The sequence below is a fragment of the Streptomyces sp. NPDC043685 genome (assembly GCF_056436585.1).
Genome location: NZ_JBWKCH010000015.1, coordinates 58322 through 76905 on the forward strand (window position 1 = coordinate 58322; position 18584 = coordinate 76905).

Annotated in this window: 15 protein-coding genes and 1 pseudogene; 6 read left to right on the forward strand and 10 right to left on the reverse strand. The window is 74.5% G+C overall.

What is annotated here, in order from left to right:
* Nucleotides 1-6 precede the first annotated feature (6 nt).
* From AC0665_RS36155 to AC0665_RS36165, 3 genes are all read right to left on the reverse strand, one after another.
* Nucleotides 7-3996 carry a beta-ketoacyl synthase N-terminal-like domain-containing protein gene (locus tag AC0665_RS36155; protein ID WP_478706659.1) on the reverse strand — a complete coding sequence of 1330 codons (3990 nt, stop codon included), beginning with the start codon at nt 3994-3996 and terminating at the stop codon, nt 7-9.
* Entirely contained in the window at nt 3993-5750 is a 1758-nt protein-coding gene (locus AC0665_RS36160) for a fatty acyl-AMP ligase (protein WP_478706660.1), read from the reverse strand. Before AC0665_RS36160 ends, AC0665_RS36155 begins: the two co-directional genes overlap by 4 nt.
* Nucleotides 5751-5819: 69 nt before the next feature.
* Nucleotides 5820-7400 (reverse strand): acyl-CoA carboxylase subunit beta, encoded by a 1581-nt coding sequence (locus tag AC0665_RS36165; protein WP_478706661.1) that lies wholly within the window; start codon nt 7398-7400, stop codon nt 5820-5822.
* Nucleotides 7401-7647: 247 nt separating this feature from the next.
* Here AC0665_RS36165 and AC0665_RS36170 point away from each other — a divergent pair, with 247 nt between their 5' ends.
* The 3 genes and pseudogenes from AC0665_RS36170 to AC0665_RS36180 all read left to right on the forward strand — a co-directional run bounded on the left by AC0665_RS36170 (nt 7648) and on the right by AC0665_RS36180 (nt 9035).
* Entirely contained in the window at nt 7648-8505 is an 858-nt protein-coding gene (locus AC0665_RS36170; protein ID WP_478611083.1) for an aldo/keto reductase, read from the forward strand.
* A 35-nt stretch (nt 8506-8540) separates the two neighbouring features.
* Nucleotides 8541-8675: pseudogene (locus AC0665_RS36175) on the forward strand (ABC transporter ATP-binding protein); the annotation flags it as partial.
* Nucleotides 8676-8783: 108 nt separating this feature from the next.
* Nucleotides 8784-9035 carry a DUF5133 domain-containing protein gene (locus AC0665_RS36180; RefSeq protein ID WP_363122364.1) on the forward strand — a complete coding sequence of 84 codons (252 nt, stop codon included), beginning with the start codon at nt 8784-8786 and terminating at the stop codon, nt 9033-9035.
* A 47-nt stretch (nt 9036-9082) separates the two neighbouring features.
* Here the strand turns inward: AC0665_RS36180 and AC0665_RS36185 are convergent, their stop codons facing one another.
* Nucleotides 9083-10054 carry a GlxA family transcriptional regulator gene (locus tag AC0665_RS36185; RefSeq protein WP_478706662.1) on the reverse strand — a complete coding sequence of 324 codons (972 nt, stop codon included), beginning with the start codon at nt 10052-10054 and terminating at the stop codon, nt 9083-9085.
* Between the two features lie 183 nt (nt 10055-10237).
* Here AC0665_RS36185 and AC0665_RS36190 point away from each other — a divergent pair, with 183 nt between their 5' ends.
* Entirely contained in the window at nt 10238-10693 is a 456-nt protein-coding gene (locus AC0665_RS36190; protein WP_468412709.1) for a hypothetical protein, read from the forward strand.
* Nucleotides 10694-10831: 138 nt separating this feature from the next.
* Nucleotides 10832-11035 carry a hypothetical protein gene (locus AC0665_RS36195; protein WP_102913449.1) on the forward strand — a complete coding sequence of 68 codons (204 nt, stop codon included), beginning with the start codon at nt 10832-10834 and terminating at the stop codon, nt 11033-11035.
* A 43-nt stretch (nt 11036-11078) separates the two neighbouring features.
* Here the strand turns inward: AC0665_RS36195 and tgmB are convergent, their stop codons facing one another.
* The 3 genes from tgmB to AC0665_RS36210 form a co-directional block, all read right to left on the reverse strand.
* Entirely contained in the window at nt 11079-12062 is a 984-nt protein-coding gene (tgmB, locus tag AC0665_RS36200) for an ATP-grasp ribosomal peptide maturase (RefSeq protein ID WP_468639560.1), read from the reverse strand.
* A 16-nt stretch (nt 12063-12078) separates the two neighbouring features.
* Nucleotides 12079-12270, reverse strand: a complete 192-nt coding sequence (gene tgmA, locus AC0665_RS36205) for a putative ATP-grasp-modified RiPP (RefSeq protein WP_030847392.1) — start codon at nt 12268-12270, stop codon at nt 12079-12081.
* A 119-nt stretch (nt 12271-12389) separates the two neighbouring features.
* Entirely contained in the window at nt 12390-12713 is a 324-nt protein-coding gene (locus tag AC0665_RS36210; protein WP_468412705.1) for a YkvA family protein, read from the reverse strand.
* Between the two features lie 247 nt (nt 12714-12960).
* Between AC0665_RS36210 and AC0665_RS36215 the strand changes: the two genes are divergently transcribed.
* Nucleotides 12961-14697, forward strand: a complete 1737-nt coding sequence (locus AC0665_RS36215; protein ID WP_478706663.1) for a hypothetical protein — start codon at nt 12961-12963, stop codon at nt 14695-14697.
* A gap of 163 nt (nt 14698-14860) precedes the next feature.
* Here the strand turns inward: AC0665_RS36215 and AC0665_RS36220 are convergent, their stop codons facing one another.
* Genes AC0665_RS36220 through AC0665_RS36230 form a run of 3 tightly spaced genes read right to left on the reverse strand, consistent with a single transcriptional unit; the run spans nt 14861 to nt 18500 of the window.
* Nucleotides 14861-16972, reverse strand: a complete 2112-nt coding sequence (locus AC0665_RS36220; RefSeq protein WP_478706664.1) for a xanthine dehydrogenase family protein molybdopterin-binding subunit — start codon at nt 16970-16972, stop codon at nt 14861-14863.
* Nucleotides 16969-17973, reverse strand: a complete 1005-nt coding sequence (locus AC0665_RS36225) for an FAD binding domain-containing protein (RefSeq protein WP_478706665.1) — start codon at nt 17971-17973, stop codon at nt 16969-16971. The genes AC0665_RS36220 and AC0665_RS36225 overlap by 4 nt, the downstream gene beginning before the upstream one ends.
* Nucleotides 17970-18500 carry a (2Fe-2S)-binding protein gene (locus tag AC0665_RS36230; RefSeq protein WP_478706666.1) on the reverse strand — a complete coding sequence of 177 codons (531 nt, stop codon included), beginning with the start codon at nt 18498-18500 and terminating at the stop codon, nt 17970-17972. Before AC0665_RS36230 ends, AC0665_RS36225 begins: the two co-directional genes overlap by 4 nt.
* Nucleotides 18501-18584: the final 84 nt, after the last annotated feature.

Here is an 18584-nt window from a genome sequence, read left to right on the forward strand (position 1 = left end):
TCCTGGTCAGGGGGCCGGCTCGGCGAGCAGGCGGCTCAGATGGGCGGCGATCGCGTCGACGTGCGGCGGGTCGAGCAGGGAGAGGTGGTGACCGGCCACCGGCACCACCTCCAGGCCGGGGCACACCTCGTCCCAGCCCAGCGCCGCGTCGTCCCGCTCGTACGCCGGGTCGCGCACGGTGTGCGGCGCGGGGTCGGTGGCCCGGTAGAGCACGGCCGGTCCGTCGTAGCGCCCGGGCCGGTGCGCCTCGCCGATGCCCATGTCCAGGTAGGAGGCCCGCTGGTGCTCCAGCGCGGCGGCCGGAACGTCGGCGGCCTCCCGCAGCGCCCGCAGCACGGTGTCGATCCGGGCCGCGTCGTCGTCGACCGCCACGAGCTCGTCGTACGGCAGCTCCAGGCGCACGCCGTAGGTGTCGGCGACGTGACGGGCGAAGCCCTCGAAGTGCGCCCGGGTCCGGTCGGCACGGGTCGAACCCGGCTGGGGGAGGGGCCGCACGGAGTCGATGAGCACGACCAGCCGCACCTCCCGCCCGGCGGCGGTCAGTCGCCGCGCGGTCTCCTGGGCGACGAAGCCCCCGAAGGACCAGCCACCCAGCACACAGGGCCCGTCGGGGTGGGCGGCGCCGATCGCCTCGGCGTAGCGCCGCGCCTTCTCGGGCACGGTCCGGGCTTCCTCGATCCGCTCCAGTCCGTACACCGGCTGGTCGTCGCCGAGGCGTTCGGCGAGCCTCCGGTAGACGTCGACCGTGCCTCCGGCGGCGTGGACGAGGAACAGCGGGGGCCGCGCACCGCCGGGGCGCAGGGGCCGCACCGGGGTGTCGTCGCGAGGGAGGGCGCGCTCGACGCGGGCGGCGGCGTCCTCGACCGTGACGGCGGCGAACAGCTCGCGCAGGGGCACTTCGACGCCGAACTCACGCTCCACCGCCGTGCGGATCCGCACGGCCATCAGCGAGTCGAGCCCCAGGTCGGCCCACGCGGTGCCCGGGGTGACACGGGCGGGGGAGTGGCCGGTGACGGCGGCCGTGTGGTGGATCAGGCGGGCCAGGACCGAGGAGGCCTCCGGCAGGTGGCCGGACGGTTCGTCCCGCACCGGCTCGGTGTGGTGCGCCGGGCCGTCCGTCCACCAGTGCCGCACGTGCCGCCACCGGGGCAGCGGCAGGTCGACGACCCGTCCCGGCGGCACGGGCAGCCGCTGTCCGGCCGCGTAGAGGGCCGCCAGCTGCCCGGCGAAGGCCTCCGAGCCGTCGGCGTCCCGGCGCAGGGTGGCCAGCGCGAGGGCGCCGGGGACGGTGTCGGCGACGGCCCCGGTCAGCACCGGATGAGGCGAGATCTCGACGAAGGCCGTGTGGCCGGCGGACGCGGCCGAGGCCAGCGCCCGGTCCAGCCGCACGGGCCGCCGCAGGTTGGCGGCCCAGTGCGCGGCGTCGAAGAGACAGTCGCCGCGCGGGTCGTCCAGGACCGTGGAGTGCACCGGGACGCGCGGCCGCCGCCCCCGGACGCCCGACAGCCCCTCCACCAGCTCCGGCAACAGCCCGTCCACCTGCGGCGAATGCCCGGCTCCCACGACCCGCATGACCCTGGCCGCCCGGCCCCGTCCCTCCAGCAGGCGCACGAGCCGCGCCACCGCCGCCTCCTCACCGGTGACGACCTTCTGGCGCGGGGAGGAGTGCACGGCGACATGGACGTCCGGGAAGTCCCGCTCCAGCGTGTCCAGTTCGGTGTCGTCCAGGTCCACCACGGCCATCGCGCCACCGCGCAGGCCACTCAGCAGCCGGGCCCGCACCGCGATGACCCGCGCTCCCTCCTCGACCTCCAGCGCGCCCGCGCACACCGCCGCCGCCACCTCGCCCATGGAGTGGCCGATCACGGCGGCGGGCTCCACCCCGTGCGACCGCCAGAGCTCGGCGAGCGCCAACTGAAGGCCGAACAGCACCGGTTGGGCGACCTCCAGACGGTCCAGGCCCTCACCCGAGGACAGCCGGTCGTAGAGCGACAGGCCGCACTCCGGGGCGAGCCGCGGGTCCAGTTTCTCGACGGCTGCGGCGAACGCGGGTTCCTCGGCCAGCAGCCGGCGCCCCATGCCGGGCCACTGGCTGCCGTAGCCCGAGAAGACCCACACCGGGCCGGGCCCCACACGATCACGGTCCCCCGTCGTCACCCGGGCGTCGGCGCGCCCCGCCGCAAAGGCGTCCAGCGCGTCGGCCAGTTCGGCGCGATCGCGGGCGACCACGGCGGCACGCACCGGACCCCGGCCCGTGCGTCCGGCCAGGGTCCGGGCCACGTCGGCGGGGTGCGCCGCGCTGTCCCGCAGTCGGGCGGCGAGCCTGCCCGCCGTGTCGCGCAGACGCTCGGTGCCGAGGTCGCTGAGCAGATGGACCCGCGCCGCCGGATCCTCCGCCGGCCGTGCCGGAACAAGGCCGGGCGGCCCTTCCTCCAGCACCACATGGGCGTTGGTGCCACCGAACCCGAACCCGGAGACGCCCGCGACGGCCGTGCCGCCGTAGCGGGGCCAGGGCTCCGGCTCGGTCACCACCCGCAGCCGGGCGTCGGTGAGGGAACTGCCCCCCTCGCAGTGCAGGGACGCGGGGATGCCGTCGTGGTGCAGGGCCAGCACGGTCTTCACCAGGCCGGCGACGCCCGCCGCGGACTCCAGATGGCCGAGGTTGCCCTTTGCGGAGCCCAGCAGCAGCGGCTGGTCGGGGTCCCGGCCGGCGCCGAGCACCGCGCCGAGCGCACCCGCCTCGATCGGGTCGCCGAGCGGAGTGCCGGTGCCGTGGGCCTCCACGTAGTCGACCTGCTCCGCGGCCACCCCGGCCTGCGCGTACGCCCGCTCCAGCAGCGCCCGCTGGGCGGCCGGGTTGGGTGCCATCAGACCGTTCGAGCGGCCGTCGGAGTTGACGGCGGTGGCCCGGACGACCGCCAGCACCCGGTCGCCGTCCCGCTCCGCGTCGGACAGCCGCTTCAGGATCACGGCGGCGCAGCCCTCACCGCGCCCGATGCCGTCCGCCCGCGCCGAGAACGGCTTGCAGCGCCCGTCCGGGGCGAGGGCGCCCGCCCGGCGGAAGGCGACCGTGACGGCCGGCGACAGCAGCAGGTTGACGCCGGCGGCGATCGCCGTGTCGCTCTCGCCCGAGCGCAGGCTGACGCAGGCGTGGTGCACGGCGACCAGCGAGGACGAGCAGGCCGTGTCGACGGCCAGGCTCGGCCCCCGGGTGTCCATGACATAGGAGAGCCGCCCGGCGGCCACGGCGAGCGCGCCCCCGGCCGGCGCCCAGGGGTCGACGGCGGCCGGGTCGGCGCCCGTGAGCTGCCCGTACTCCGGGGCCGAGATGCCCACGAAGACGCCGGTGGCCGTGCCCGCCAGGGACCCGGCCGGCACGGCGGCGTGGTCGAGCGCCTCGTGGACGACCTCCAGCAGGATCCGCTGCTGGGGGTCCATCACCGCGGCCTCGCGCGGGGTGACGCGGAAGAACTCCGCGTCGAACCCGGCGATGTCGTCGAGGTAACCGCCGTAGGGATGCGCGTCGGCGGGCGGGAACGCGGTGAAGTCGCGCCAGCGGTCCTCCGGGACGCGCCGGATCGCGTCGACGCCGTCGCTGAGCAGCCGCCAGTAGTCCTCCGGGCCGTGCACCGCGCCGGGAAGACGGCAGCCGACCCCGATGACCGCGACCGGCTCGCCCGCCGCCGCGCCGCCCGGCGCCGCGCCACTCGGCGCCGCGCCACTCGGCGCCGGTGCCTCCGCTTCTCCCCGCACCCCCGGGTCGCACAGCCGCTCCACCAGGGCCTGCCCGGTGGGCGCCTCCCACAGCAGCGTCGCCGGCAGCTCGCGACCCGTGGCGCGGGACAGCTCACCGGCCAGGGCGACGGCGTCGCGCGAGGCCATGCCGAGGTCCGCGAGCGGCCGGTCCATCGGCACGTCCCGCGGGGACGTGCCGGTCCAGACGGCCACTCGCTCGGCGATCAGCCGGCGCAGCCCGGTCTCGTCGGCGGGCCTCATCCCGCGGCACCCGCCCGGTCCTGCCCGCCGTAGGCGCCCTCCAGGTACCGGGTGCGGGTCAGCGCCCGCGACACCTTGCCGCTGGAGGTCCGTGGGACCGTGCCCGGCGGCATGACGACGACGTCGGCCAGCCGCAGCCCGTGCCGGGCGGACACCGCACCGCGCACGGCACGCACCACGGCCGCCACGTCCAGCTCGGCGAGCCGCACGGTCCGCGCGTGCTCCGCCACCACGACCGCACGCTCACCACCGGCGCCCCCCGGCACGGCGAAAGCGGCGAGCCGGTCCCGGCGCACCGCCTCGTGTGCCTCCTGCGCGGTCGCCTCGACGTCCTGCGGATAGTGGTTGCGCCCGTCGACGATGATCAGGTCCTTCAGCCGCCCCGTGACGACCAGCTGACCCTCCAGCACCGTCCCCAGATCGCCCGTGCGCAGCCAGCGGCCCGGTCCGGCCGCGGCGTCCGCGAACTCCGCGCCGAAGACCTCCCGCGCGTCGCGGTTCCAGTAGCCGCGGCCCACGTTCGGGCCCTGCACCCAGATCTCCCCGACCACGCCCTCCGGCAGCGGCACCCGCGCCAGCGGGTCCGCGATCCGCACCCGCTGGCCCGCCGGGGTGCCGCAGCCCGCCAGCAGCACCGCCCGGGGATCGTCGGGCCGGGCCGGCAGGGCCTTCCCGGCCGCGAGGGCGTCACGGTCGAGCGCGAACCTGCTCAGCGGCTCACCCGGCCGGGCCGCGCACACGAACACCGTGGCCTCGGCCAGCCCGTACGACGGGCAGTGCGTCCCGGGCGCCAGGCCCTGGCCCGCGAAGGCCGCGTGGAAACGGTCGGCCGTGCCCGGGCGGACCGGTTCGCTGCCGTTGATCAGCGCGGTCACCTTGTCCAGCCGCAGCCCTTCCTTCTGGTCGGCGGTGACGGTCGCGACGCAGTAGTCGTAGGCGAAGTTGGGCGCGGCACTCACGGCGTTCGGGTGCGCGGCGAGCAGCCGCAGCCAGCGCACCGGCTCGTGCAGGAAGGCAGCCGGGTCCATCAGCACCGACGGCTCCCCGCGCACCACCGGGGCCGCGACGCTGAGCACCAGCCCCATGTCGTGGTACAGCGGCAGCCAGCCCACGCTGGTCATCGGGCGGGTGTCCAGGCCGTAGGCGGCCAGTGCCTGACGGGCGTTGGCGACGACGTTGCCGTGACCGATGTCCACGCCGGCCGGGGCACGGGTCGAACCCGAGGTGTACTGGAGGTAGGCGGGCGCCTCGGGGTCCGGGGCGACCGGCTGCCACTGCCGGCCCGCGTCGTCGGGCACCTCGTCCGCGACGACGATCCCCGGCCCGCCGGGCCCGAGGAAGGCGCGCACCTCCTCGCGGACCCGGCTCGTGGTCACCACGACCGAGGGCCGCGCGTCGGCCAGGACGCCCGCGAGCCGGTCCGCGTGGCCGGGCAGCCCCGGCGTGTACAGGGGCACGGCGACCAGCCCGGCGGCCAGGGCCGCGAGGAAGGCGGTCACGTACTCCGTGCCCTGGGGGCACAGCAGAGCGACCCGGTCCCCGGGATCCGCCTCGTCGGCCAGGCGCGCGGCCAGCGCTCGCACCCGCACGTCCAGGCGCCGCCAGGTCAGGGTGCGGTGCACACCGCGCGAGTGCGGTGCCGGGTGCTCGACGAAGGTGAAGGCCCGGCGCTCGGGGGTGGTCTCGGCCCAGTGCCGTACGTACTCCGGCAGGGTGGGGCACTCGGGCGCGAGCGGGGGGCGGCGGCTGTCCATCGGGCGGGGCTCCTCACGGCGCGATCGGCCTACGGGTCGCTGGGGGAAGGGGGAGGTCGCGGACACGGCCTAGAGGGGGATGTTGCCGTGCCGGCGTTCCGGCATGGGGGCGCGTTTGCCGCGCAGCGCGCGCAGGGCGCGGCAGACCTGCTCACGGGTCTCGCGCGGCGCGATGACGGCGTCGACATAGCCGCGCTCGGCGGCGAGGTACGGCGTGCCGTGGGTGTGTTCGTACGCGGCGAGAAGGCGGGAGCGCAGCGCTTCCGGCTCGTCGGAGGCGGCCAGTTCGCGCCGGTGCAGGACGCCCACGGCACCCTCGGCTCCCATGACGGCGATCCGGGCGGTGGGCCAGGCGAGGTTGACGTCGGCCCCCAGGTGCTTGGAGCCCATCACCGCGTAGCCGCCGCCGTACGCCTTGCGCACCACGACCGTGACCTTCGGGACGGTGGCCTCGGCGTAGGCGTACAGCAGTTTCGCGCCGCGCCGGATGATCCCGGCCTGCTCCTGCCGCACCCCGGACAGATAGCCGGGCACGTCGGCGAAGGTCAGCAGGGGAATGCCGAACGCGTCGCAGAACCGGACGAAGCGTGCGGCCTTCTCGGACGCGTCGATGTCGAGGACGCCGGCGGAGTGCAGCGGCTGGTTGGCGACGACGCCCACCGAGCGGCCCTCGACCCGGGCCAGGGCGCAGATGATGTTCGGCGCGAACATCTCCTGCACCGGCAGCAGTTCACCGTCGTCGACGACCGCGCGCAGGATCCGCCGCATGTCGTAGGCCTCGCCGAGCCGGTCCGGGACGACCTCGTCGAGTTCGGCCCCGGGCGGCGCCTGGCCGGGGGCGTACTCCGGGGGCCGCTCCAGGTTGTTGGCCGGCAGGTACGACAGCAGGTCGCGCACCGTGTCGAGGGCGTCCTCCTCGTCGGCGGCCAGGAAGTGGGCGTTGCCGTTGACGGTGTTGCTGGTGCGGGCGCCGCCCAGCTCCTCGGCGGTGGTGCGCTCACCCGTGACCGTCTCGATGACGTCGGGACCGGTCACGAACATGTGCGAGGCGCCGTCCACCATCACCGTGAAGTCGGTGATCGCTGGCGAGTACGCCGCGCCGCCCGCGCACGGGCCGAGGATCACCGACAGCTGCGGGATCACCCCGGACGCCTTGACGTTGCGCCGGACCAGTTCGGCGTAGAGGGCCAGTGAGGCGACGCCCTCCTGGATGCGGGCGCCACCGGAGTCGTTCAGACCGATCACCGGGCAGCCGGTCTTCAGGGCCAGCTCCATCAGCGCGACGGTCTTCTCGCCGAAGGCCTCACCCATGCTGCCGCCGAACACCGTGGAGTCCTGGGCGAAGACGCACACCGGGCGGCCGTCGACCGTGCCGTACCCGGTGACCACCCCGTCACCGTAGGGGCGGCGGGCGTCGGGGCCGGTGGGCCGGGCCCGTACGAACAGGCCGGTCTCGGTGAAGGAGTCCTTGTCCACGAGCCGTTCGATCCGCTCCCGGGCCGAGAACTCCCCGCGTCTGCGCGGGCCGCCGGGCGCCGCCGCCCGCGCCCGGCGGTGCTCCAGGCAGGCGACGCGCTCCGCGGTGCCTCCGGGCGTGCGCGTCGCCGTCTCCCCCGGACCGGATGCTGTCACCTCTGTGCTCACAACCACCTCCGAAGTGGTTCTCGAATATGGCAGCGAGGCGGAGGGTCGCCCTACGGATCTCCGTACTGTGTGCGGGAGTTGAGTCCTCCGGTGCGGCCTTTCATCCCCGGGTGACAAGGGTGGCCCGGCGGGGTCCGGCGCGATTCAGCGGTCCGGGTGCTGAATGCGTTCTCCTTCTTCTATTGGACCCCCGGCCGCCCGGCGTCCAGGCTGGAGCGCACCATCGCCCGACAGCCGGAAGAGGTCACGACCCATGCACACCCGCCGCATCGGTGACGTCCAGGTCAGCGCGATCGGCCTGGGCGCGATGCCCATGTCCATCGAGGGCCGACCGGACGAGGCACGCTCCCTCGCCACTGTCCACGCCGCCCTCGACGCCGGTGCGACCCTGATCGACACCGCGGACGCCTACCACCGCGACGCCGACGAGGTCGGACACAACGAAACCCTGATCGCCAAGGCCCTCGCCTCCCACGACCGCGGCGGGGACGTCCTGGTCGCCACCAAGGGCGGCCACCTCCGCCCCGGCGACGGCAGCTGGACGCTCGACGGCAGCCCCCGCCACCTCAAGGCGGCCTGCGAGGAGTCCCTGCGCCGCCTCGGCGTCGAGGCCATCGGCCTCTACCAGTTCCACCGCCCCGACCCCCGCGTGCCCTACGCCGAGTCCGTCGGCGCGATCCGTGACCTGCTGGACGAGGGCAAGATCCGCATGGCCGGCATCTCCAACGCGAACCCCGAGCAGATCCGGCAGGCGAACGAGATCCTCGGCGGGCGTCTGGTCTCCGTGCAGAACCAGTTCTCCCCGGCCTTCCGCTCCAGCGAGCCGGAACTGCGCCTGTGCGACGAACTCGGCATCGCCTTCCTGCCCTGGAGCCCCCTCGGCGGCATCTCGAAGGCCGGTGAACTGGGCTCGGGCCACGCCGCCTTCGCCCGGATCGCCGACGCGCACGGCGTGAGCCCGCAGCGGGTGTGCCTGGCCTGGATGCTCGCCAAGTCGCCCGTGGTCGTCCCCATCCCGGGCGCGAGCAGGCCCGAGACCATCCGCGACTCGCTCGCCGCCACCGACCTCACCCTGAGCGCCGCGGAGCTGGCGGAGCTGGACGCCGCCTGAGCGGGCCACGAGACCCGGGGACGGCCGCGCGCCGCCGGCTGTCCACCGTCCAGGACGCCGACCGGATCGTGGTGATGGGCGACGGCCGGATCGAGGAGGTCGGCACGCACGAGGAGCTCCTGGACAGGGGCGGGGCGTCCACGGCTCCGCACAGCGGACAGCTCGCCTGAATCTCCCGACCCGATCACTTCTCGTCAAATCCGCAGCACGTGAGAAAAAGGTGTGAATGTTTGCGTGCGGTCCGGGCATACGCAGCGAAAAGAGAGAGGGGCGCTTACGTGCTTGTACCGGACCGGAAGATCGTCAGGGAGCTGCTGACGCGGTACGCGTCGCTGAGGATCGCTCAGGCGGAGAGGCACGTGCCGACGGCGGCACGCGAGCTGGAGGACGTCAGCTACACGCTGTGCGTGATGATGGGGACGTCCGACATAAGCGACGCCATCGCCAAGGCCGACGTCCTGCTGCTCACCGAGGGGCGGCCCGACACCGCCGACGCGGACGGGGAGAACGGCCTGAAGCTGGTCGGCTGACAGTCCGAGAGGCCCGGCACGGACCGGGTGCCTTGCCTCGGCGGCCCCTAGGAAGGGGCCGCCGAGGCGTTCCCGCGCCCGTGGAACGCCGTGCGGTACGCGTAGGGGGTGGTGCCCACCACCTTGCGGAACCGCTCCCGGAACGCGGTCGGCGAGCCGAATCCCGCCTGGCGGGCGATCCGCTCGACGGAGTGGTCGGAGTTCTCCAGCAGGTACTGGGCGCGCCGCACCCGTGCCCGCAGCAGCCACTGCAACGGCGTGGTACCGGTCTGCTCGCGAAAGCGCCGGCTGAAGGTCCGTTCGCTCATCCCGGCCCGCGCCGCCAGCGCGCCCAGCGTCACCTCGTGCGCCAGGTTGTCCTCGATCCACTCCAGCAGTGGTTCCAGCGCCGAGCCGCGGGGCACGGGCGGATGTTCGTGGACGATGAACTGAGCCTGGCCGCCCTCCCGTTCCAGCGGCATGACCGACATGCGGGCGATGTTCGCGGCGACGGCCGACCCCAGGTCCCGCCGGATCATGTGCAGGCACAGATCCAGCGCCGCGGCCGCCCCGGCCGAGGTGAGGATCTGGCCGTTGTCCACGTACAGCACGTCCGGCTCGACCTCCACCCGCGGGAAGCGGCGGGCCAGCTCACCGGCGGCCACCCAGTGCGTGGTGGCGCGCAGCCCGTCCAGCAGCCCGGCCTCCGCCAGCACGAAGGCGCCGACACACACCGACGCGATCCGGGTACCGGCCCCGGCGGCCGCCCGCAGGGCCTCCAGCACACGGGCGGACGGCGGCGCGGCGTCGGGGGAGCAGCCCGGCACGATGACGGTGTCCGCCTCCGCCAGCGCCTCGAGCCCCCGCTCGATGCGCAGGGTGAAACCACCGTCGGCGCGCACCTCGGGCGTCTCGGCGCACAGCCGCACCCGGTAGGCGGGCCGCCCGTCCGGCAGATGGGTCCAGGCGAACGTCTGCTGGGGTGCCGCCATGTCGAACGGCACCACGTGATCGAGGACCAGGATGGCCACGGAGTGCATGAGCGCCACCCTAGGAGCATTCCCGCCGGTCGCGTACGGCGGGGTCAGGGCGATCCGGGGGACGCGGACGCAGGTCAGGGACGTTGGCGAGAATCCGTTGGAAGCTGTCGTTTCGGCCTCTGGGGCGATCACCCGGGGCGTCCTAGCGTGGGCGCCGCCCCTCCCCTCCTGGAAAGAGCCCCGGTGACCAAGATCCTGCTGTCCCTCCATGTGCTGGCCGCCATCGTCGCCATCGGCCCGGTGACCGTCGCGGCCAGCATGTTCCCGCCCGCCGCGCGCCGCGCCGCTCCGGACGCGGCGGGGGTGGGCACGGTCGCGCTGCTGCACCGCATCTGCCGTGTCTACGCCGGGGTCGGGCTGAGCGTCCCGGTCCTCGGGTTCGCCACCGCGGCCGCCATGGGCGTCCTCGGCAGCGGATGGCTGGTCACCTCCATCGCCCTGACCGCCGCGGCCGCCGGCGTCCTGGCCGCCTTCGTCCTGCCCCGCCAGGAGGAACTGCTCGGCCAGTTGAGGGGCGAGCAGACCGTCGACCGGGGGAGCACCGCCCAACTGGCCATGTTCACCGGAATCTTCAATCTGCTGTGGGCGACGGTCACCGTGCTGATGATCGTCCGGCCGGGTTCCACGACCGGAGCCTGAGCAACGGTCACGCCTGTGTCACGGATGTCCGGTCTGCGTCAAGTCATCCCAGGGAATTCACACTCCGGGACACCCTGCCGCCTACACTCGCAGTCTCGCCCCCAAACGGGGCCGACGAGCAGAAAGGCACGTTGACGGGTGTTCCAGGATTCCCCCATCTACGACCGACTCATCGCGGAGCGCGGCGATGTACCCGCACAGGTGCGCCGCGAGGCCGAACGTGTGAGCAGGGAACTGGAGCTGGTCATGCGGCCCTCACAGTCCCTCGGCTATGACCGTCCGCACTCCCCGGGCGCCGGCTGGCAGCGCACGGGCATGCTCCCCGGCCCGCGCCCCCAGTGAACCGTGCGAAGGGCCCGGGCCCGGCCCGCACCGGGCCCGCCTTTCAACGGACCTTCGCGTTGCGGCCGTTGACAGGGGACGGTTGTTCCGGCACGGGCCGGGACAGCCACTCGGCGATGCTGCGGGCGATCGGCTGACCCGTCTCCACCTCGACGAACCCGAACTGTCCCGACTGGTTGCACTCCAGGAACCACCACGTCCCGTCGGAGTCCTCCACGAAGTCGAAGGCCCCGTACGCCAGTTCCGCCTCACGCAGGTAGGACAGGACGCCGGGCGCGAGGGAGGACGGCACGTCGACGGGGTGCCACGGCGAGCCGGGCGCGGCGAACCGCACGTCGACGTCGTCCGGGTCCGCGTCCGGAGCGGTCGCCTTGCGGGCGGCCAGCATCCGCTCGCCCACGACGGTGAGCCGGATGTCGGCCCGCTTGGTGATGCGCCGTTGCAGCAGCGTCGGCCCGAACGCGACGGCGGAGAAGTCCGTGTCCGGTGCGACCCGGCTGGTCGGCACGGCCCGCGGCGGGTCCTGCGGATGCGCACCCGACACCGGCTTGACCACCAGGTCCGGGTAGCGCTCGGCGAACTCGCGGGCGGCCCGCGGGAAGGTCGTGATCAGCGTCGCGGGCACGGGCAGGCCGCATCTCTGGGCGAGCCGCAGCTGCCACGGCTTGTGCCGCGCCCGGCGCGCCGCGTCGGGCTGGTTCATCCAGCGCGCGTCCGAGCCCCGCAGCATGCCGTAGAGCGCCTGCGCGGCCTCCTCGGTCAGCCATGCGGACGGCTGGGCCGCCCGCGCGGCCGGGACGCCGGGCCGGCGCACCCACACGGACCGGAGCCCCCCGATGCTCACCAGCCGCCCCCCGGCGGACAGATGTCCGCGGAAGCGGCCGTGCACGTACTCCCCCGACAGCGCGACACCACCGGTCAGATCGGCGGGGTCGACGCGGACCACCGGAACCCCCGTGGCGTTCAGGTGCACGACCACCATGTCCGCGGTCACGTCCTCCTCACAGGTGAGGATCAGCACGGTCATCTTCGACGGCCCGCGGTCAGTCGTCGAAGTGCGTCTTGGAGCCGGCGGTGGACGTCGTGGTGCCGAACTCCCTCAACAGGGCGAAGTCACAGGCCGCGACACGGCCGTCGCGGAGCACGTTCAACTGCTGTCCGGCGTCGTACACGTACGGAATGGCAGCTTCCAACTCCACTGCCGGGCGCGCGTAGTTGAGCGCGAACGGTTGCATCGTCTCTCCCTCGTCGGTACTGCGCCGAACCGGCGCCGGCCCGGAGGCGCGGCCATCCGGTCCGCCGACTCGTTTCGGCTTCCAGAGACTTATACGAATCGAACGGGTGGTTGGTTTCCTTACTTTCCGTAGTCATCGGCCAGTTGCCGGTCCGGCCGGTGTGCCGTACTGCGCTCCCGTTCGCCGAGGGAGCCGCGAACAGAGCGCAGAGCGAGCAGCAGGACGCCGATGTCGTCCAGGTACACCGGGTCGGGCACCAGGTCGGTGGGCAGCACCAGATAGAGCACGGCCCCCCAGAAGACCCAGCGCGGGCCCGTGGGCAGTCCGGCGCGCCGCAGATCCCGCCGGGTCCGGACCAGCCGCACGAGGACGCCCACGGCGACGGCGAGGACGACGGCCGCGAGAACCGCGGCCAGGATGATCACCTGGGTGGTCGTATCCACGGGTTGCCCTCCTCATGACGTGCCGCGACACGGCGTGTCCTTTAGCTGGATTCCCGTTTCCGGCGGCTGTATTGCGGCCGGGGCCCGACATGTCGGCGAGTCGGCGGATTTCCCCCGTGCGGTGGTCATCCCGGTGGCTCACACGAGTGGCACGGGGTGACGGGGGCGCCTAGTAATGGTCAGCGTAACGTCGCTCGTCCCACGACGGGGGGCGCAGGAGCGGCCGCACTCTTCCACGGAGGCGAGTATGACCACCTGCTCTTCATCACCCCGCTCGAACGAACCCGCCATACCGCACGAGCCGAACGGGCCCGCCCAGCCGTCCGCCGAGACCACCGTCGCCACCGGCACGCACCAGGTGGGGCGGACGAGCGCGCAGTCCGCCCCCGGCCCGTACGACACCTACCGGACGGGGTATGCCGAGCCCGCCGCGGCCGGCTCCCACCAGGCCGGCCGGGTGGCCGCCGAGCCCGTCGCCCTCGGCTCCCACCCGGCGGCCGGGGCGGGAACACAGCCGACCGCCCCCGACCCGGAACCGGCGGCGCGCCCCGCTGCCGCCGACACCGGCCGGCCCGTCGCTCCCGGCCCGCACCCGGCGGAGCAGGCGCCCGCATGGCCCTCGGCCCCCGGCGCGGACACGGCGACCGAGCGGCCCGTCGAACCCACCCCGGAGCGGACCCCCGCGCCACCGCCTCCGCCGGTCCAGGATTGGCTGGATCCCGCGGAGGCGCGGCCTGCAGCCGGCGATCCGGACCGGACGCCTCCGGCACCGGAGTCCGCTCCGGCCGCCGAGTTCGCCCCGGACGACGCCTCCCGGCCCGCCGCAGCCCCGGACGAGCCGGCCCCGTCCGCCGCGCGCGGCCCCGGCGAGGGCGCCCCGGACCATCCCGACCAGCCGGGCCCGCGGCCGTTCGTCATCCGGTCGCTCGACGACAACCCGGTGGAACTCAGGCCCGGCACCGGCCCCGCCTCCGGCGCGCCCTACGGCGACGCCGTGAGCGACCTGGTGCACGCAGCCGTCGCCGACCGGCCGCTGGAGGAGGTCGTCGACCTCATCACCTCGCTGGAGGAGTCGCCCGACCACACGCAGGCCAGGGTCGACGCGCTCCGCACGGCCGGGGTGAGCCGGTCCGTGGAGGACGTGTCCCGCCTGATTGCCCTGCTGACGAAGCCCCCGCGCGACGCCGAGTGCGCGGACGAGGCGATCCGGGCCGCGGCCGCCCACCGGCCGGTGGAGGAAGTGACCCGGCTGGTGACCCTGCTGCACAAGGAGCCGCAGGAGCCCCACGTCCGGGAGGAGGCCCTGCGCGCCGCCGCCACCGGGCGCTCCGTCGGAGAGCTGGTCGAGCTCATCGACCGCCTCGGCCTGGAACGCCTTGACCGCAACGGCCGTCGGCCGAACAGCCCCGCCCGCCCCGAGAGCGCGGCCCGGCAGCCCGAGGCGCCACGCCGCCAGGGCAGACGCCGCGCGGTGCGGGCCGCCTCGGCTCGTGAGCCGCAGCCGGCCCTCGACGCCCCGCCCGCGGAGCAGGAGCGTGCGGAGGACCGGTTCGCCCGGTCCGTCTCCTGGTCGGGCTGGATCGCCGCCCTCGCCCTCGCCGTGTGCGCGGCGGTCCACTTCCCGCTGGATCGCGGCGACGCGTCCCTGCGGCTGCACGCCTTCGCGCTCGGCATGTCGGTGCTGTGCACGGTGCTGGCGCTGCTGCTGGCCCTGCGTCCGGTCGCCCTCGTGCTGGCCGGTGCGGTACTGGTGCCCACGGTGCTGGCCGGGGCCCAGGCCTACGGGAACTCCTTCCCTTCGGCTTCCCTGTCCCGGGCCGTCGACCTCGCGCTCGCCCCGCCGTGGCTGGCCGCCTCGGTCGCCGTGTGCGCGGCGCTGCTGGCGTTGGTCGCGCTGGTGTTCCGTGTGCTGGCGCCCATCGCCGCCAGGCAGTGGCGGGCCGCGCCGGCGCCGGCGCCGGAGGCACGCGGCACGGCGGAGTGAGGCGGGGGAGCGTTCTCTCCGACCGGCAGGACAGGACAAACCACGACCGGGCAGGACAAGACAAGACCGGGCAGGACCGGACCGGACCGAGCCGCTGACGTCGGCCGGTCCGGTCCACTCGTGTCCGCCTCACCCGCCTTGCGCGCACGCCCGTCGCTTCGCCTCACACCGCCTTGCGCGCCCGCCCGTCGAGCAACCCGGTCAGCACCCGGTCGGGGGTGAGCGGGAGTTCGCGGAAGCGGACGCCGGTGGCGTGGTGGACCGCGTTGCCGATCGCCGCGGCCGTCCCGACGATGCCGATCTCCCCGATCCCCTTGCTGCCCATGGGGTTGAGACGGGAGTCCTCCTCGTCGAGCCAGTGCGCCTCGATCCCGGTGACGTCGGCGTGCACGGGCACGTGGTACGACGCCAGATCCGACTCGGTGAAGTCACCGAAGGCGGCGTCCATGGTGCTGCCCTCGGTCAGCGCCATGCCCAGGCCCATCGTCATGCCGCCGACGAACTGGGAGCGCGCGGTGCGGGCGTTGAGGACGCGGCCCACCGCGTACACCCCGAGGAGCCTGGCGACCCGGACCTCACCGCTGACCGTGTCCACGCCGACCTCGGCGAAGTGCGCCCCGAAGGCGTGCCGTGCGAAGTCGCTCTCGGCGTCCGCCGCGCCCCTGGTGTCGGCACGGACGTCGAGGCCCTGCTCGGGCACCGCCCCGGTGTGCTCGGCGAGCCGCCGGGCGAGTCCGGCGCAGGCGTCGTGGACCGCCCAGCCCCAGGAGGCGGTGCCGGACGAGCCCCCGGCCAGCGGTGCCGAGGGGAGTTCCGTGCTGCCGACCTCGATCCGCACCCGGTCCAGCGGCACCCCGAGGGCATCGGCGCCGATCTGGGCCAGCACGGTCCGGGCGCCGGTCCCGATGTCGGTGGCGTTGATCCGCACCAGGAACGTCCCGTCGGGCAGCGCGCGGGCCGCCGCCGTGGAGGGGCCGACCATGACGGGGTAGGTCGCCGCCGCCACGCCCGTCCCCAGCAGCACCGACCCGTCCCGGCGGGTGCCCGGGCGGGGGTCGCGCCCGTCCCACCCGAAGCGCCGGGCGCCTTCACGCAGGCACTCGACCAGATGCCTGCTGCTGAACGGCTTTCCGCTGTCGGGTTCGACGTCCGGTTCGTTGCGGACGCGCAACTCGATCGGGTCCATGCCCAGTTCGGTGGCGAGCTCGTCCATGGCGGACTCCAGCGCGTACATGCCCGGCGCCTCGCCCGGCGCCCGCATCCACGACGGCGACGGCACGTCGAGTGCCGCGACCCGGTGCAGGGTGCGGCTGTGGGGCGCGGCGTACATCACCCGTGCGGGCACCGCCGCCTGCTCCACGAACTCCTTGATGCGGGAGGTGTGCGTGGTGACCTCGTGTACGAGCGACGTCAGGCGGCCGTCCGCTTCGGAGCCGAGCCGCAGCCGGTGGAGGGTCGGCGCCCGGTGCCCCACGACGGTGGGCAGGAAGCGGCGTGGCAGGGCCACCGTCACCGGCCGCCCGGTCGCGCGGGCCGCCATGGCGGCGAGGACCACGTCGGGCCGTGGCGTTCCCTTGGACCCGAAGCCGCCGCCGACGTGCTCGGCGGTGACGACGATGCGCTCCTTCGGCAGGCCGAACAGCTCGGCGAGCACGGCGCGCACGGCACCGGTGCCCTGGCTGGACGTGTGCACGGTGAGCCGGCCGTCCTCCCAGCGGGCGGTGCTGGTGTGCGGCTCCATGGGGTGGTTGTGCAGCGGCGGCACCCGGTAGGCGACGTCCACCCGCCTCGCCGAGGAACCGAACGCCCGGTCCGGGTCGCCCTGTTCACGCACGGCCGGATGGCCGCCGTTGGCCTCTTCGGGCACGTACACACCCGGGTGCGACGCCGTGAGGGCCACGTCGTGGTCCTCGGTCTCATAGCCGACGCGGACGGCCGAGGCACCGGCCCGCGCCGCCTCCAGGGTCTCGGCCACCACCAGGGCCACGAACCAACCGCGGTGCGGCACCCGCGCGTTCTGCAGCACGGCGAGCGTGGGATCGTCCGGCTCGGCCAGCCGCGGCGCGTTCTCGTGGGTGAGGACGGCGATCACACCGGGCACGGCCAGGGCGGCCGCCGTGTCGACGCCGCTCACCCGGCCCCGGGCCACCCGCGCCGGAACCGGCCAGGCCTGGGCCCGGCCGGGGGAGTGGAACTCGGCGGCGTAGCGGGCGGTGCCGGTGACCTTCTCGTGTCCCTCGCGGCGCTCGGCGGGAGCACCCACACTGCCGGTCATGACGCCCTCCCGGTGAGTGCGGTGTCCGTGAGCCGGGACAGCACGTCCACGGCGAGATTGCGGGCGAGCGGAACTTTGTAGGCGTTGTCGCGCAGCGGCTGCGCGGCCGACAGTTCCAGGTCGACGGCGTGCTCGAACGCCGCGCGGGTCGGAGCGGCGCCCAGCAGCGCCTCCTCCGCGCGCCGGGCGCGCCAGGGCCGGTGTGCCAGGGCCCCGAAGGCGAGCCCCGCATGGCGGACCACCCGGTCTTCCAGGCGCAGCACGACCGCGACGGACGCGAGCGCGAAGGCGTACGAGGCCCGGTCGCGGGCCTTGCGGTAGGCCGACGGCAGCCCGGCGGTGGCGGCCGGGAGCACGACGCCGGTGACCAGTTCGCCGGGGCGGATCTCGGTGTCCTGTTCGGGCCGTTCCCCGGGCAGCCGGTGGAAGTCGGCCGCGGGCACGCTCCGGGCGCCCTCCGGCCCGTCCAGCTCGACCCGCCCGTCGAGGGCGGCGAGTGCCACCGCCATGTCCGACGGGTGGGTGGCGACACAGTGCGCGGAGTGCCCCAGCACCGCGTGATCACGGTGGACACCGTCCCGCGCGCCGCAGCCGCTGCCCGGCTCGCGCTTGTTGCAGGGCTTCGACAGGTCCTGGAAGTACGGGCACCGGGTGCGCTGGAGCAGGTTCCCGCCGGTCGTCGCCGCGTTGCGCAGCTGCCCGGAGGCGCCCGCGAGGACCGCCTGCGAGAGCGCCGGGTAGCGGTCACGGACCAGGGGGTGGGCGGCGAGGTCGCTGTTGCGGACCATCGCCCCGATCCGCAGGGCGCCGTCGGGCAGTTCGTCGACGGTGTCCAGGGGCAGCCGGGTGACGTCGATGAGGGCGGCGGGCGTCTCGACGCCGAGTTTCATCAGGTCCACGAGGTTGGTGCCGCCGCCGAGGTAGCGGGCGCCGGGGTGGGAGGCGTACGCGGAGGTCGCCTCCTCGACGCTGCCGGCGCGGACGTAGGCGAACTCCTTCACGGGATCACGTCCTCCACGGCTTCGGCGATGCGCGGATACGCGCCGCAGCGGCACAGATTGCCGCTCAGTCGCTCCCGGATCTCCGCCCGGTCCAGCGGCACCGGCTCACCCGAAGGTGTCGCCGGGTCGGTGACGTGCGAAGGGTGACCTGCCGCGGCCTCGGCGAGCATCCCGGCCGCGGAGCAGATCTGGCCCGGGGTGCAGTAGCCGCACTGGAAGGCGTCGCGCTCCATGAAGGCCCGTTGCAGCGGATGCGGTCCCTCCCCGCCGGCGGCAAGACCCTCGACGGTGGTGACCTCGCAACCGTCCAGGGCGACGGCGAACAGCAGACAGCTGTTGACGCGCCGCCCGTCCACCAGGACCGTGCAGGCGCCACACTGGCCGTGGTCGCAGCCCTTCTTGGCACCTGTCAGACCGAGGTCCTCGCGCAGGAGGTCCAGCAGGACCCGCCGGTGGTCGAGGGTGAGCGTGTGGGGTTTGCCGTTGACGCGGAGTGTGCTCTGCGAGTGGTGCTGGTGGTTGCCCATGTCGTGGAGGACCTTCCCGGGCGGGCCGTGATGCCGTGGGGACCGCGTATCCAGGAGGGCACGACTGACACGTGCGTCCCACGG